Below are 13479 nucleotides of genomic sequence, written 5' to 3'. Positions count from 1 at the left end.
CATGCCCGTCATTCGTCATCAACAAGGAGCTTCCGATGAAACTGTTCTATAAAGCCGGCGCCTGTTCGCTGTCCCCGCATATCGTGCTGCGCGAGGCAGGGCTGGATTTTACGGCGGAGAAGGTCGATCTGGCGCAGAAGAAAACCGAGAGCGGCGCCGATTACCTCGCCATCAATCCCAAGGGACAGGTCCCGGCGCTGCTGCTGGACGATGGCAGCCTGCTGACCGAAGGCGTGGCGATCGTACAATACCTGGCGGACCGCGTGCCGGACCGCAACCTGATCCCGGCGGCGGGCACCCTGTCGCGCTACCACGCGATCGAATGGCTGAACTACATCGCCACCGAACTGCACAAAGGGTTCAGCCCGCTGTTCAACCCGAAGACGCCCGAGGAATACAAAACCATCGCGCGCGCCAGGCTGGAGCAGCAGTTCAGCTATCTGGATTCGGTGCTGGCGAAGCAGCACTTCCTGTTGGGGAGCCGTTTCAGCGTGGCTGACGCCTACCTGTTCACCGTGCTGCGCTGGGCATTCGCCCTGCAGTTTGACGTGCGCAAGCACGCCCATCTGGCGGCCTGGTTCGATCGCGTTGCGGCGCGCCCGGCGGTAGATGCGGCGCTGAACGCCGAAGGATTGAAGTAAACACTCGGCCCCGGTGGCTATCGCCGGGGCCCGTTGCACTTACAGTTTTACCGCTTTGAATTCGCTGCGCGGCTGCACGATCCGATCCTGCGCCGCCACTACCTGCAGCTCGTATTCCCCCATCTCCTGAGTCGTCAGCATCACCTCATACACGGCGGCGGTCACGTGCTCCAGCGCTTTATCCAGCGCCTCGCCCTTCAGTAGATCCACCAGCAGCAGACCGCTGGTCAAATCGCCGACGCCGACCGGCTGACGCGCGCCGAAGTCCACCAGCGGCCGGCTGATGTGCCAGGCCTCGTCCGCCGTCACCAGCAGCATTTCGAAGCAGTCGGCGTGATAGCCGGCGCGGGCCAGGTGCTTAACCAGCACCAGCCGCGGCCCTTTGGCGATCAGCACGCGGGCGGCCTGCACCGCATCGGCCACGTTGGCGACGGCCATCTGGCTCAGCATTTCCAGCTCCAGCAGGTTCGGCGCCACCATGTCGCTGCACGGCAACGCCTGGCGGCAGTGAAACTCGGCCACGCCCGGCGCCACGATGCAGCCTTTTTCCGGATGCCCCATCACCGGATCGCAAAAATACCAGGCGTTCGGGTTCGCCTGCTTAACCTGACGCACGATCTCCAGAATATGGTCACCCTGCTCCGGCGAACCGATATAACCGCTCAGCACCGCATCACAGCGCTTCAGTTGATCGATATTGGCGATACCCTGCGCGATCTCAGTCAGGTGGCTGGCCGGCATGACGCAGCCGGTCCACTGGCCGTATTGCGTATGGTTGGAGAACTGCACCGTGTTCAGCGGCCAGACGTTGACGCCCATGCGGCGCATCGGAAACTCAGCCGCACTGTTGCCGGCGTGACCAAACACCACGTGCGACTGGATAGAAAGAATGTTTTTCATCGACAGAACTCGTTCGGAATACGGCAGCCGGGCGGCTGCGCAAAAATAAAGGGGCCGCCAGGGCCCCTTACCGTTATTATTCGCTTACTGCCAATCCACCAGGCAGTAGTGTTTCTTGCCGCGGCGCAGCAGCGTGTAGCGGCCGAACAGACGATCTGAATCGCTGAAGCGGTATTCGGCATCGGACTGTTTCTCACCGTTGATGGTCACCGCGTTGGAGCCGATCATGGTGCGCGCCTGGCCGCGTGACGGCACCAGTTCGGCATTCACCAACGCCTGCTGCAGATCGGCGTCGCCATCCAGTTTGATGGTCGGCATACCGTCCTGCGCCAGCTGGGCGAAGTCCGCTTCGGTCATGTCGTGCAGCGCACCGGAGAACAGGCTCTGGGTGATGCGCTTGGCGGCCGCCAGGCCTTCCGCACCGTGCACCATGCCGGTCACTTCTTCCGCCAGCACGTACTGGGCGCGCGGCGCCTTGCCGCTGTTTTTGTCTTCTTCTTCCAGCGCGTTGATGTCTTCCAGGCTCATGAAGGTGAAGAATTTCAGGAAGCGGTAAACGTCGGCGTCGGCGGTGTTGATCCAGAACTGGTAGAACTTGTACGGGCTGGTTTTTTCCGGCGCCAGCCAGACCGCGCCGCCTTCGGTTTTACCGAACTTGGTGCCGTCTGCTTTGGTGATCAACGGCACGGTCAGGCCGAACACCTGCTTCTGGTGCTGACGACGCGTCAGATCGATACCCGAGGTGATGTTGCCCCACTGGTCGGAACCACCAATCTGCAGCTCCACCTGGTGGCGGTTGTACAGCTCGGAGAAATCGTAGCCCTGCAGCAGGTTATAGGAGAACTCGGTGAAGGAGATGCCGGAGTCGTCGCGATTCAGGCGCTGCTTGACCGCTTCCTTGTTGATCATCTGGTTGACGGAGAAGTGCTTGCCGATGTCACGCAGGAAGGTCAGCACGTTCATGCCGCCGAACCAGTCGTAGTTGTTGGCCGCGATGGCGCTGTTGCTGCCGCAGTCGAAATCGAGGAACGGGGAAACCTGTTTGCGGATCTTCTCGACCCACTCGTTCACCGTATCGGTGGTGTTCAGCTTGCGCTCCGCCGCTTTGAAGCTCGGATCGCCGATGAGGCCAGTGGCGCCGCCCACCAACGCTACCGGCTTGTGGCCGGCCAGTTGGAAGCGCTTCAGGCACAACAGAGGAACCAGATGGCCCAAATGCAAGCTGTCAGCGGTCGGATCGAAACCGCAATACAGTGCAATTGGCCCTTGCGCCAGTCGCTCCGCTAACGCTTCCTCATCCGTAACCTGGGCAACGAGGCCCCGCTCTTGCAGTTGTTTAATCAAGTTGCTGCTTGCCATCAATGACTCCATGTATAAACGAATGCACCTTTGCCGGTACACGGCCTTTCGCCCAGTGGCGAAATAAAAATTCAGGGTAGCGCATAGAATAAAGCGCCGGCGGCGTCAGCACCAGCGCTTAGAGGGGATTTTACGTCTTCAAGGTGCCAGTCGGTCAATTTTCCAGTCATTCCCGTCCCGCTGATACAGGAAACGGTCATGCAGGCGATGGGCGCCGCCTTGCCAGAACTCGACGGAGTCAAATTTCACGCGGAATCCGCCCCAGAAACTCGGCAACGGCACTTCGCCCTGCTGGAACTTTTGCTTCAACTCGAGGAATTTGCTTTCCAGCACGCCGCGCGCGGAAATGCGCGACGACTGCTGCGACACCCAGGCGCCGATCTGGCTGTCCTTCGGCCGGCTGTTGAAGTACTTCAGCACGTCGAGGGTCGACAGGCGCTCCACCTGCCCCAGGAAAATCACCTGACGGTCGAGCATGTGCCAGGGGAACAGCAGGCTGATATGCGGGTTTTGCGCCAGCTGCTGTGCCTTGCGGCTGCCGAGGTTGGTGTAGAACACCAGCCCCTGCTCATCGAAATGCTTGAGCAGCACGATGCGCTGATACGGCTGGCCGTGTTCGTCGACGGTGGCGACGCACATGGCGGTAGGATCGGCCAGGCGCGCGTCGCAGGCCTGTTTCAACCAGCGCTCGAACAGTTCGAGCGGGTTGGCGGTCAGATCGTTGCGGCGCAGGCCGCCTCGGGTATATTCACGGCGCAGGTCCGCAACATCAAACTCATTCTTTTCAATCATCTGGTTTATCGACCAACTGAAAAAATCCGTCGTTACATTCTGCGCCTGCGGCGTCAGGAACTCAATCGCTCCGACGCCGCCGTGACCGTCACTCCGTCAACACGCAGTCGCTCATGACTACCTTGCCGTTGCGCTCAAGATAGGCGTTACGATCTTTCGACCAAAAAGTGTATTTACCGTCGCTGTATTTGGCACCGGTCAGCGCCAGCACCTGCTTAAGATGCAGTTGCTCGCCGTCCATCAGCAGGCTGACTTCGCTCGCCTTGCCGTCGAGCCCCACCGTCAGCGGCGTAGTGCCGCACTGGTAGTGCATCGTCTGGCTGCTCTGCGGCAGGATGTAGCTGCAGCCGGACAACGCCAGCGCGCCGGCGACGAAAATGACTTTTTTCATGCTGTTGCTCCTTAGAGAAATCCTTCACAGGTTATCCTAACAGAGCTAACGGCCCCTCAACGGCAAAACCGGATAAATCCCACCCAGCACCGTTTCACGGCTGGCGCCGGTGACCGAAGGCAGGTTGCCGGCCTGGCCGGACAGCGTGCGAAACGCCAGCCAGGCAAAGGCCAGCGCCTCCATGTCGTCTCCGCTGACGCCGCAATCGTCGGTCAGCCCGACCTCCGTGCCCGGCAACAGCGCCGACAGGCGCGCCATCAGCAGCGTGTTGCGCGCTCCGCCACCGCAGACCAGCAGGCGCTCGCACCCGCCGGCCAGTTGTACCTGTTCGCTGATGCTGACGGCGGTCAGCTCTGTCAGCGTGGCCTGCACGTCGACCGGCGCGATCGCCGGCAATCCGGCCAGCTGCCGCTCCAGCCAGGCGATATTGAAATACTCGCGGCCGGTGCTTTTCGGCGCCGGTAGCGCAAAGTAAGGATCCGCCAGCATTTGCTGCAACAGCGGCAAGCAGACTCGCCCCTGCATCGCCCAGCCGCCGTCCTGATCGTAAGGTTGCGCACGGTGACGCCAGACCCAGGCATCCATCAGCATATTGCCCGGCCCGGTATCGAAACCGCGCACCGGCGCACCGGGCAACAGCAGAGAAAGGTTGGCAATGCCGCCGACGTTCAGCACCATACGCCGCTCGACGGGATGCCCCAGCAGCGCCTGATGAAACGCAGGCACCAGCGGCGCGCCCTGCCCGCCGTAGGCCATATCGCGCCGGCGGAAATCGCCGACGGTGGTGATATTGGTCAGCGCAGCGATGCGATTGTTGTCGCCGAGCTGCATCGAGAAACGCGCGTCGCCTTCCGGTTCGTGCCACACCGTCTGGCCGTGGCAACCGATGGCGGTGATCTGCTCGGCGTCGATGCCGGTTTGCTTCAGCAGGCCAAGCACCGCCTCGCCAAACAGCGTGCCCAGCCGTGCGTCCAATCGGCCGACGGCGGCCAGCGTGGTCTGCTGCCCCTGGCACATCCCCAGGATCTCTTTTTTCAGCGCGATCGGCATCGGATGGCTATAGCTGGCCTGCTGCGCCACCATGCGATCGTCGATCGCGGCCAATACCACATCGATTCCGTCCAGACTGGTGCCGGACATGACGCCTATATAGCGGCCTGACTTCATAGCAACATCCTCTAACCCGCGCGGTAAGCAAATTTCATCCTGACAAATAAACCAGAATTGCCGGATTAACGCCATGAATTATGATGCTTTTTTTACAGGCCGTGAGCCAGGTGCGCCGCGGTGGCACATTTCATGTGTTAAACCGTGCGTTAACCGGCAACGGAATGTCGGTGAGGCTGTCATAAAGGTAAACCGCGGTTTATTATTGGTTGAACAGAGAAAAGTTAAGCTGCGTGCAGCGATGAGGCATGGCGCTGTATCAACTTTCAGCCATACTTTGTCTATCATTTTCACTGAATCTTGCCTGGTGAGCATTGCCAGGTTATGGACTACTACCATCAGGAGTTTTATATGATCAAGCGTCTTCTCGTCGTTGCCGTCGCCGCCGTTACGTTGGCTGGGTGTGCCAATGAATCCATGTCCGGCGATGTCTACTCGTCCTCGCAGGCCAAACAGGTGCAGAACGTCACCTACGGGACGCTGGTTTCCGTGCGTCCGGTGAAAATTCAGGGCGGGGAAGGTTCCAACGCCTTGGGGATGATCGGCGGCGCAGTGATTGGCGGGCTGTTGGGTAACACCGTTGGCGGCGGTACCGGTCGTACGCTGGCTACCGCGGCGGGCGCTATCGCCGGCGGCGCAGCAGGCAACAGCATCGGTGAAGTGGCCGGCCGTACCTCAGGCTACGAGCTGGAAATCAAAACCGACCAGAAAGAGAACATCGTCGTGGTGCAGAAAGCGGGCGACACCAAGTTCAGCCCGGGCCAGCGCGTGCGCATGGCGCGCATGGGCGACACCATCACCGTCTCTCCGCTGTAAGTCAGCCGGCGGCACACGGCAAACCGGAGGCAATCGCCTCCGGTTTTATTTCTGATGCTGTGAAACTGTAATCGTAGAAAATAAGAATATTATTATTTGTTCTGCAGTTCGGTGATATTTTGTTCTAACTTGCCAATCAGCCCTACCAACAGATGCACTTCGTCGGCGGTAATGCCGCTTAAAATCTCACTGCGCGTAGACGTGATCACACTATCGACTTCTCTGATGATCGGATCGGCCGCTTCGGTCAACTTGATGCGCTTCGCGCGGCGATCGTTGGCACAGGTGTGACGCGTGATCAGCCCTTTCTCCTCCAGTTGGTCCAGCGTGCGAACCAGTGACGGTTGCTCGATACCGATCGCCTTGGCCAGCTGGATTTGCGACTGCTCCGGCGGCAAGCGATTGATATTGTGCAACGTGACCCAATGCGTTTGGGTCAGCTCCAACGGCTTGAGCCGGTGATCGATGAGCGCTCGCCAAACACGAACCAATCGTGCTAAATCTGAACCTAATGTTGACTCCACTTACCCCTCCTTATAATTAGCATGCTAACATTACCTCCCAGAGCTTAGACTATTTTGGGTAACTCACATTAAAAACACAAATGTATATAATGTATATTGTGGAAATAACCACTATTTTTAGCCGCTATTGTTTAATCGTTATGCAAATATTCAACATATTCACCCTTAGGGATTGTTAATGTGAATACATCATGGTTACACACCTCATCCCCCTTACCCGATTTGGTCCTGGGGGCATCGCTTTATTTTCCACCTATATTTAAAGCTTTTTTACTAGGACTGGTCTTATGGCTGCTGATTCATCAGCTGCTGAGAGACTGGATGTATTCCGGTGAAATCTGGCATCCCATGTTGATGGACCTGTCCATTTTTGTTCTGACCGTCAGCGGTTCCTTATGGATTTTAGCGAGTTGGTAACCCATGCAGCATAAAACATTAAAATACTTCTCTACGGTGATCGTCTGCGCCATTGCCGTCTGCGCCGGTTGGTGGCTCTGGAATTATTATATGCAATCCCCATGGACCCGTGACGGAAAAGTGCGCGCAGAACTCGTCAATATCACCCCTGAAGTCTCTGGAAGATTAGAGAAAATAAGCGCGAATGACAATCAGTTCGTACCTGCGGGAAGTCTGATTTTTACCCTCGACCCGGTGCCCTACCAGATTGCGCTGGACAATGCCGAGGCCGCGGTGGCAAAAGCGCAATCCGATCTGGCCAAAGCGGACCATGAGGCTGCCCGCCGCCGCGGTTTACCGCGTAACGTTATTTCCGCTGAAGACTTGGACGAGTCCAATTTAGCCGCTCAGGCAATGAAGGCCGCCTATAAAGCGGCCCTGGCCAACCTGGAACAGGCCAAATGGAATTTGAGCAAAACCAAAATTTATGCGCCAACCGACGGTTATATCACCAACCTGCAGGCACGCGTCGGAAACTACGCCAACGCCGGCACGCCCCTGGTGGCGTTGGTGGATGTGCATTCGTTTTATGTGCTCGGATATTTCGAAGAAACCAAGCTGAAGCATATAAAAGAAGGCAATAAAGCGGACATCGTTTTATATAACGGCAACACGCCGCTGCAGGGGGAAGTAGAGAGCATCGGACGCGCCATTTACGATCAGAGCGTCGACAGCAGCAACGATCTATTAATGGACGTTAAGCCCAATGTTCCTTGGGTACGTTTGGCCCAGCGTGTGCCGGTGCGGATAAAATTGCTCAACGTGCCCGCCGATTTGACGCTGGTCGCCGGTACCACCTGCACCATTTCGATTCATCAGCGGAACTAAAGTGTGAACCTGCCTTTTCTGGAGTGGAGCCGTACCCCCTGGGGTAAGGCGACCGGCGGCCAATGGCGCTATGCGCTGCGCAACTCGCTGGCGATGTGTCTGGCGTTGTGGGTGGCGTTCGTGCTCGAGCTCGACGAACCCTATTGGGCGCTCACCTCCGCCGCGGTGGTGAGTTTCCCCACCATCGGCGGCGTGATCAGCAAAAGCATCGGCCGCATCTTCGGCAGCCTGGTGGGCGCCGCCGCCTCGGTAGCGATCGCCGGCCACTGCCTGAACGATCCCTGGCTGTTTACGCTGTTCATCGCCGCCTGGATCGGGCTGTGCACCTACGTCTCGAATCATTACCAAAACAACGTCTCTTACGCCTTCGCGCTGGCGGGCTATACCGCCGCCATCATCGCCTTCGGTACGGTCAACGTCACCGATATCCAGCAGATATTCGATATCGCTCAGGCGCGGGTTTGCGAAGTGATCACCGGTATTCTGTGCGGCGGGTTGATGATGATGATCCTGCCCAGCACCTCCGACGGCGAAGCCTTGCTGACCTCGCTGCGGCGCATGCAGCTACGCCTGCTGGAGCACGCCGCCATGCTGTGGCAGCCGGAGGTCACCGCGCAGATGCGCACCTCGCACGAGGGGGTCATCGGCCAGATCCTGACCATGAACCTGCTGCGCATTCAGGCATTCTGGAGCCACTACCGGCTGCGGCGGCAAAATAACCTGCTCAACTATCTGCTGCACCAGCAGCTGCGCATTACCAGCGTCATTTCCAGCCTGCGCCGCATGCTGCTGAACTGGCCGGATCGCCCTGCTAATCTGATGCCGGTGCTGACACAGCTGCTGGACGAGCTGCGCGATCCCGCCACCGATAAATATCGCTTGGCGCGTCTGCTCCAGCAGATCGCCCCGCAAGATGCGACGGACTACCGCCATCGCGCCTTCTGGCTGCGGTTGCGCGATTTCTGTTGGCTTTACCTGCGCTGCAACCGCTGGCTGCTGCGGTTGGAAAGCGCCACGGCGGTCAGCGATCTCCAGCCGCCGCACGTCACCTCACTGGCGCGCCACACCGACAGCTACGAAGCCGCCTATAACGGCCTGCGCACCTTTTTATGCATCGTGATCGGCTGCGCCTACTGGATCAACACGCAGTGGGACGCCGGCAGCGCGGCGCTAACGCTCACCGCCATCAGCTGCGTGCTCTACTCCTCCACGCCTTCGCCGATCAACAGCGTCAGCACCTTGCTCAAGGCGGTGCTGCTGCTCTCGGTCGCCTGCTTCGTGGTGAAATTCGGTTTGATGATCCAGATTGACGACTTCTGGGTGTTCTGCGCCTTCCTGTTCCCTATTCTGGTGACCATGCAAATGCTCAAGCTGCAGAATCCGCCTTATGCCGCGCTCTGGGGGCAGCTGATCGTCTTCATGGGCTCGTTTCTGACCGTCAGCAACCCGCCGAGCTATGACTACCAGTCCTTTATCAATGACAACATCGGTAAAATCGTCGGTGTATTGCTGGCCGGGTTGGCGTTTCAGATCCTACGCCCCAGTTCGGACAAGCGAAAGAGCCGCCGTATTATCCGCGCGCTGCGGCGCGATTTTATCGATCAGTTGAGCAAAAAGCCGCAGCAGAGCGAAAGCCAGTTCGAATCACTGATCTACCATCGCATCAGCCAACTCAATCAGAGTCAGGATCAGGAGGCTCGCACCTGGCTGCTGCGCTGGGGCGTGGTGCTGCTCAACTGCAGCCATATCGTCTGGCAGCTGCGCGACTGGCAGACCCGTTCCGATCCGCTGTCGGCGGTGCGCAACGTCTGTATCCACTGCCTGCGCGGTATTATGACGGAGAAAGGCGTGCAGCACAGTTCGCTGGACGCCACGCTGCAGGAGCTGCTGCGCATGAGCAACGCGTTGGCGCACCACCCGGAACAGGCGGCGCGCGATCTGGCCGGCCTGATCTGGCGGCTCTACTGCTCACTGCAACAATTGCAACAGGCGATGGGGCAGCCCGCCGCCGCACCGGCCGTTAGCGGCGGATGATCACTTGACCACGCCGCAGGCGAAGCGTTCGCCGCCGCCGCCGAGCGGCTGTGGATGATCCGAATGGTTATCGCCGCCGGCGTGCACCATCAGCGCCTTGCCCTCTATTTCGCTGATTTTTTTCAGCCGCGGGGCCAGCACCGGGTAGTTTGCCATGCCGTCGGCGGTCACATAGATGGCCGGCAAATCCCCCAGGTGCCCGTCGGCGTACGGCCCGAGGTGTTTCCCGGTCTTTTGCGGGTCGAAATGTCCGCCGGCCGCCAGCGCCGCCACCGCTTTACCTTCCTTCATGCCCGGCTCGCAGCTGCCTTTTTCATGCACGTGGAAACCGTGTACTCCGGCCGGCAACGCTTTCAGGCTCGGCGTGAACAGTAAGCCATACGGCGTTTCGCTGATGACTACCTTGCCGATATCCTGACCGATACCCTGCCCGGTCACCAGATGCATCTCAACGTCAGCTGTCGCCGCCTGAGCCGCGCCACACGCCATCAAGCCGAGCGCCGCATACCAATAACGTTTCATCAATCAGTCTCCTTAATGACTACATCGAGCTATCAGTATAGGAGAGCCTGCGCCGGCACTGTTAACCAACGCACAATCTCGCTAATTTGATTCGCAGGCCTAATATTTAGCACTAATAATAATTCTACCGATGTTGGTCCTCTGACCAGCTGTCGTTCGGCTAACGTTGTTTCCCTGTTTCCACCGCCGACGCATGAGAGTTCACTCCCCGGCCAGGCGGCATACTTCATAAGGAACTGATATGGGCATCTTTAGCTATAAGGATCTGGACGAAAATGCGTCGAAGGCGCTGTTTTCCGACGCCTTGGCCATCTCTACCTACGCTTACCATAATATCGATAACGGCTTCGATGAAGGCTATCACCAGACCGGTTTCGGCCTCGGTCTGCCGCTGACGCTGGTCACTGCGCTGATCGGCAGTACCCAGTCGCAGGGTGGCCTGCCTGGCCTCCCTTGGAATCCCGACTCCGAACAGGCCGCGCAGGAGGCGGTAAACAATGCCGGCTGGTCGGTGATCAGCGCCGCGCAGCTCGGTTACGCCGGCAAAACCGATGCGCGCGGCACCTACTACGGCGAGACAGCCGGTTACACCACCGCGCAGGCCGAAGTACTGGGCAAATATGATAGCGAAGGCAATCTCACCGCCATTGGCATCTCATTTCGCGGCACCAGCGGCCCGCGCGAGTCGTTGATCGGCGATACCATCGGCGATGTGATTAACGATCTGCTGGCCGGGTTCGGGCCGAAAGGCTATGCCGAAGGCTATACGCTGAAGGCCTTCGGCAATTTGCTGGGCGACGTGGCGAAATTCGCTAAGGCCCACGGGCTGAGCGGTGAGGACGTGGTGGTCAGCGGCCACAGCCTCGGCGGGCTGGCGGTCAATAGCATGGCGGCGCAGAGCGACGCCAACTGGGGCGGCTTCTACGCGCAGTCCAACTATGTCGCCTTCGCCTCGCCGACCCAGTACGAAGCCGGCGGTAAGGTGATCAACATCGGCTACGAGAACGACCCGGTGTTCCGCGCGCTCGACGGCACCTCACTGACCCTGCCGTCACTGGGCGTACATGATGCGCCGCACGCCTCCGCCACCAACAATATCGTCAACTTCAACGACCACTACGCGTCGGACGCCTGGAACCTGCTGCCGTTTTCCATTCTCAACATTCCGACCTGGCTGTCGCACCTGCCGTTCTTTTATCAGGACGGCCTGATGCGGGTGCTGAACTCCGAGTTTTATTCACTGACCGACAAGGACTCGACCATCATCGTCTCCAACCTGTCGAACGTGACGCGCGGCAATACCTGGGTGGAAGACCTGAACCGCAACGCGGAAACGCACAGCGGACCGACGTTTATCATCGGCAGCGACGGCAATGATTTGATCAGGGGCGGCAAAGGCAACGACTATCTCGAGGGCCGCGACGGTGACGATATCTTTCGCGACGCCGGCGGCTATAACCTGATCGCCGGCGGCAAAGGCCACAATATCTTCGATACCCAGCAGGCGTTGAAAAACACCGAGGTCGCCTACGACGGCAACACGCTTTACCTGCGCGATGCCAAGGGCGGCATTACGCTGGCGGACGACATCAGCACCCTGCGCAGCAAAGAAACCTCCTGGCTGATTTTCAGCAAAGAGGTGGATCACCAGGTGACAGCAACCGGATTGAAATCGGATGCGGGCCTCAAAGCCTATGCCGCCACTACCACCGGCGGCGACGGCGATGATCTCCTGCAGGCTCGCGGCCACGACGCCTGGCTGTTCGGCAACGCTGGCAACGACACGCTGATCGGCCACGCCGGCGGCAACCTGACCTTCGTCGGCGGCAGCGGCGATGACATCCTGAAGGGCGTCGGCAACGGCAATACCTTCCTGTTCAGCGGGGATTTTGGCCGCGACCAGCTGTATGGCTTCAACGCCACCGATAAACTGGTGTTTATCGGTACCGAAGGCGCCAGCGGGAATATTCGCGACTACGCCACGCAGCAAAACGACGATCTGGTGCTGGCCTTCGGGCACAGCCAGGTCACGCTGATCGGCGTCTCGCTCGATCACTTCAATACCGATCAGGTGGTGTTGGCCTAAGGATCAGCATAAAAAAAAGCCGGGCGCTTTCGCCGCCCGGCTTTCCTCTTTCTGCTCCGCCTTAGGGCACGTCATACCCCAGCGCCGCCTTGCGAATGCGGAACCACTGCTGGCGGTTCAACACCAGTTTCTGCGCCTTCAGCGCCGAGCGCACCCGCTCAATCTTGCCGGAGCCGATAATCGGCAGCGGCGAAGACGGCAGGCGCATCACCCAGGCGTACACCACCTGCTCGATGGTCTCGGCGCCGATCTCTTGCGCCACTCGCTGCAGCTCGTCGCGCAGCGGCTGGAACTCAGCATCGTTGAACAAGCGGCCGCCGCCCAGGCAGGACCAGGCCATCGGCTTGATGCGCAGCTGCTGGCACTGGTCGAGCGTGCCGTCCAGGATCGCCGGTTGGTGAATCGGCGAGATCTCCACCTGATTGGTGACCAGCGAGAACGGCAGGCGCGACTGCAGCAGTTGGAACTGCGCAGGCGTAAAGTTGGAGACGCCAAAATGGCGCACCTTGCCGCTTTTGTGCAGCGCGACAAAGGCTTCGGCCACGTCGTCAGCGTCCATCAACGGATCCGGGCGGTGGATCAGCAACAGGTCCAGGTAGTCGGTATGCAGATGGCGCAGCGACTGTTCCGCGCTCTGTACGATATGATCGCGGTCGGTGATGTAGTGGCCGATCGGGTTGCCGGGCTTGGCGGTGGTGGCGATGCCGCACTTGGTCACCAATTCCAGCGACTGGCGCAGCGCTGGCTTCAGGTGCAGCGCTGCGCCGAACGCCTGTTCGCAGGCATAGCCACCGTAGATATCGGCGTGATCGGCGGTGGTGACGCCCAGTTCGACATGCTGTTCGATGAACGTCAGCAGCTGCTGCGGCGACATGCCCCACTCCATCAACCGCCAGTAACCGCAAATCATGCGGGAAAATTCAGGCCCCTGCGGCGCGAGACGAATACGTTCTACCATTGCGA

At 59.4% G+C, this 13479-nt stretch carries 14 protein-coding genes; 6 read left to right on the top strand and 8 right to left on the bottom strand.

Annotated features, from left to right (window positions below):
• The first annotated feature begins 35 nt into the window (after positions 1-35).
• Positions 36-641: a glutathione transferase GstA gene (gene gstA, locus WA302_RS07620; protein ID WP_025302671.1), complete on the top strand. Its 606-nt coding sequence runs from the start codon at positions 36-38 to the stop codon at positions 639-641.
• A gap of 39 nt (positions 642-680) precedes the next feature.
• Here gstA and pdxY read toward each other — a convergent pair whose 3' ends face one another.
• The 5 genes from pdxY to anmK all read right to left on the bottom strand — a co-directional run bounded on the left by pdxY (position 681) and on the right by anmK (position 5250).
• Positions 681-1541: a pyridoxal kinase PdxY gene (pdxY, locus tag WA302_RS07615; protein WP_043141216.1), complete on the bottom strand. Its 861-nt coding sequence runs from the start codon at positions 1539-1541 to the stop codon at positions 681-683.
• Between the two features lie 84 nt (positions 1542-1625).
• Positions 1626-2900, bottom strand: a complete 1275-nt coding sequence (gene tyrS, locus WA302_RS07610; RefSeq protein ID WP_043141190.1) for a tyrosine--tRNA ligase — start codon at positions 2898-2900, stop codon at positions 1626-1628.
• Positions 2901-3038: 138 nt separating this feature from the next.
• A complete protein-coding gene (pdxH, locus tag WA302_RS07605; protein WP_025302668.1) occupies positions 3039-3692 on the bottom strand; it encodes a pyridoxamine 5'-phosphate oxidase in 654 nt (217 codons plus the stop codon).
• An 88-nt stretch (positions 3693-3780) separates the two neighbouring features.
• A complete protein-coding gene (locus WA302_RS07600; protein WP_043141183.1) occupies positions 3781-4083 on the bottom strand; it encodes an MliC family protein in 303 nt (100 codons plus the stop codon).
• 45 nt (positions 4084-4128) lie between these two features.
• Entirely contained in the window at positions 4129-5250 is a 1122-nt protein-coding gene (anmK, locus tag WA302_RS07595) for an anhydro-N-acetylmuramic acid kinase (RefSeq protein ID WP_049204297.1), read from the bottom strand.
• A gap of 351 nt (positions 5251-5601) precedes the next feature.
• Between anmK and WA302_RS07590 the strand changes: the two genes are divergently transcribed.
• Positions 5602-6066: a glycine zipper 2TM domain-containing protein gene (locus tag WA302_RS07590; RefSeq protein WP_025159710.1), complete on the top strand. Its 465-nt coding sequence runs from the start codon at positions 5602-5604 to the stop codon at positions 6064-6066.
• A 92-nt stretch (positions 6067-6158) separates the two neighbouring features.
• Here the strand turns inward: WA302_RS07590 and slyA are convergent, their stop codons facing one another.
• Entirely contained in the window at positions 6159-6590 is a 432-nt protein-coding gene (gene slyA / locus WA302_RS07585) for a transcriptional regulator SlyA (RefSeq protein ID WP_004931301.1), read from the bottom strand.
• Between the two features lie 180 nt (positions 6591-6770).
• Between slyA and WA302_RS07580 the strand changes: the two genes are divergently transcribed.
• The 3 genes from WA302_RS07580 to WA302_RS07570 are packed head-to-tail and all read left to right on the top strand — an operon-like array spanning position 6771 to position 9908.
• Positions 6771-7007, top strand: a complete 237-nt coding sequence (locus WA302_RS07580; protein WP_004931303.1) for a DUF1656 domain-containing protein — start codon at positions 6771-6773, stop codon at positions 7005-7007.
• 3 nt (positions 7008-7010) lie between these two features.
• Positions 7011-7874 (top strand): efflux RND transporter periplasmic adaptor subunit, encoded by an 864-nt coding sequence (locus tag WA302_RS07575; protein WP_004931305.1) that lies wholly within the window; start codon positions 7011-7013, stop codon positions 7872-7874.
• A gap of 3 nt (positions 7875-7877) precedes the next feature.
• Positions 7878-9908, top strand: coding sequence for an FUSC family protein (locus WA302_RS07570; RefSeq protein WP_197764848.1), 2031 nt, complete (start codon positions 7878-7880; stop codon positions 9906-9908).
• Here WA302_RS07570 and sodC read toward each other — a convergent pair whose 3' ends face one another.
• Positions 9909-10430, bottom strand: coding sequence for a superoxide dismutase family protein (sodC, locus tag WA302_RS07565; RefSeq protein ID WP_025302665.1), 522 nt, complete (start codon positions 10428-10430; stop codon positions 9909-9911).
• Positions 10431-10671: 241 nt separating this feature from the next.
• On the opposite strand from sodC, the gene WA302_RS07560 reads away from it, so the two are divergent.
• Complete coding sequence (locus WA302_RS07560) at positions 10672-12516, top strand: polyurethane esterase (RefSeq protein WP_197823992.1); 1845 nt, start codon at positions 10672-10674, stop codon at positions 12514-12516.
• A 61-nt stretch (positions 12517-12577) separates the two neighbouring features.
• On the opposite strand, the gene WA302_RS07555 is transcribed toward WA302_RS07560, so the two are convergent.
• A complete protein-coding gene (locus WA302_RS07555; RefSeq protein ID WP_261456326.1) occupies positions 12578-13474 on the bottom strand; it encodes an aldo/keto reductase in 897 nt (298 codons plus the stop codon).
• Positions 13475-13479 lie beyond the last annotated feature (5 nt).

Source organism: Serratia sp. 201 (genome assembly GCF_037027545.1).
Classification (GTDB): domain Bacteria; phylum Pseudomonadota; class Gammaproteobacteria; order Enterobacterales; family Enterobacteriaceae; genus Serratia; species Serratia bockelmannii.
Note: the sequence above shows the minus strand (reverse complement) of the source record. Positions and strands in the feature narration are given on the sequence as shown.

What these genes read in the sequence shown, in the direction of transcription:
- tyrS (WP_043141190.1), bottom strand. Translation starts at nt 2,900, where the DNA reads ATGGCAAGCAGCAACTTGATTAAACAACTGCAAGAGCGGGGCCTCGTT.
- gstA (WP_025302671.1), top strand. Translation starts at nt 36, where the DNA reads ATGAAACTGTTCTATAAAGCCGGCGCCTGTTCGCTGTCCCCGCATATC.
- WA302_RS07590 (WP_025159710.1), top strand. Translation starts at nt 5,602, where the DNA reads ATGATCAAGCGTCTTCTCGTCGTTGCCGTCGCCGCCGTTACGTTGGCT.
- WA302_RS07575 (WP_004931305.1), top strand. Translation starts at nt 7,011, where the DNA reads ATGCAGCATAAAACATTAAAATACTTCTCTACGGTGATCGTCTGCGCC.
- sodC (WP_025302665.1), bottom strand. Translation starts at nt 10,430, where the DNA reads ATGAAACGTTATTGGTATGCGGCGCTCGGCTTGATGGCGTGTGGCGCG.
- pdxH (WP_025302668.1), bottom strand. Translation starts at nt 3,692, where the DNA reads ATGATTGAAAAGAATGAGTTTGATGTTGCGGACCTGCGCCGTGAATAT.
- WA302_RS07560 (WP_197823992.1), top strand. Translation starts at nt 10,672, where the DNA reads ATGGGCATCTTTAGCTATAAGGATCTGGACGAAAATGCGTCGAAGGCG.
- WA302_RS07555 (WP_261456326.1), bottom strand. Translation starts at nt 13,474, where the DNA reads ATGGTAGAACGTATTCGTCTCGCGCCGCAGGGGCCTGAATTTTCCCGC.
- pdxY (WP_043141216.1), bottom strand. Translation starts at nt 1,541, where the DNA reads ATGAAAAACATTCTTTCTATCCAGTCGCACGTGGTGTTTGGTCACGCC.
- WA302_RS07600 (WP_043141183.1), bottom strand. Translation starts at nt 4,083, where the DNA reads ATGAAAAAAGTCATTTTCGTCGCCGGCGCGCTGGCGTTGTCCGGCTGC.
- anmK (WP_049204297.1), bottom strand. Translation starts at nt 5,250, where the DNA reads ATGAAGTCAGGCCGCTATATAGGCGTCATGTCCGGCACCAGTCTGGAC.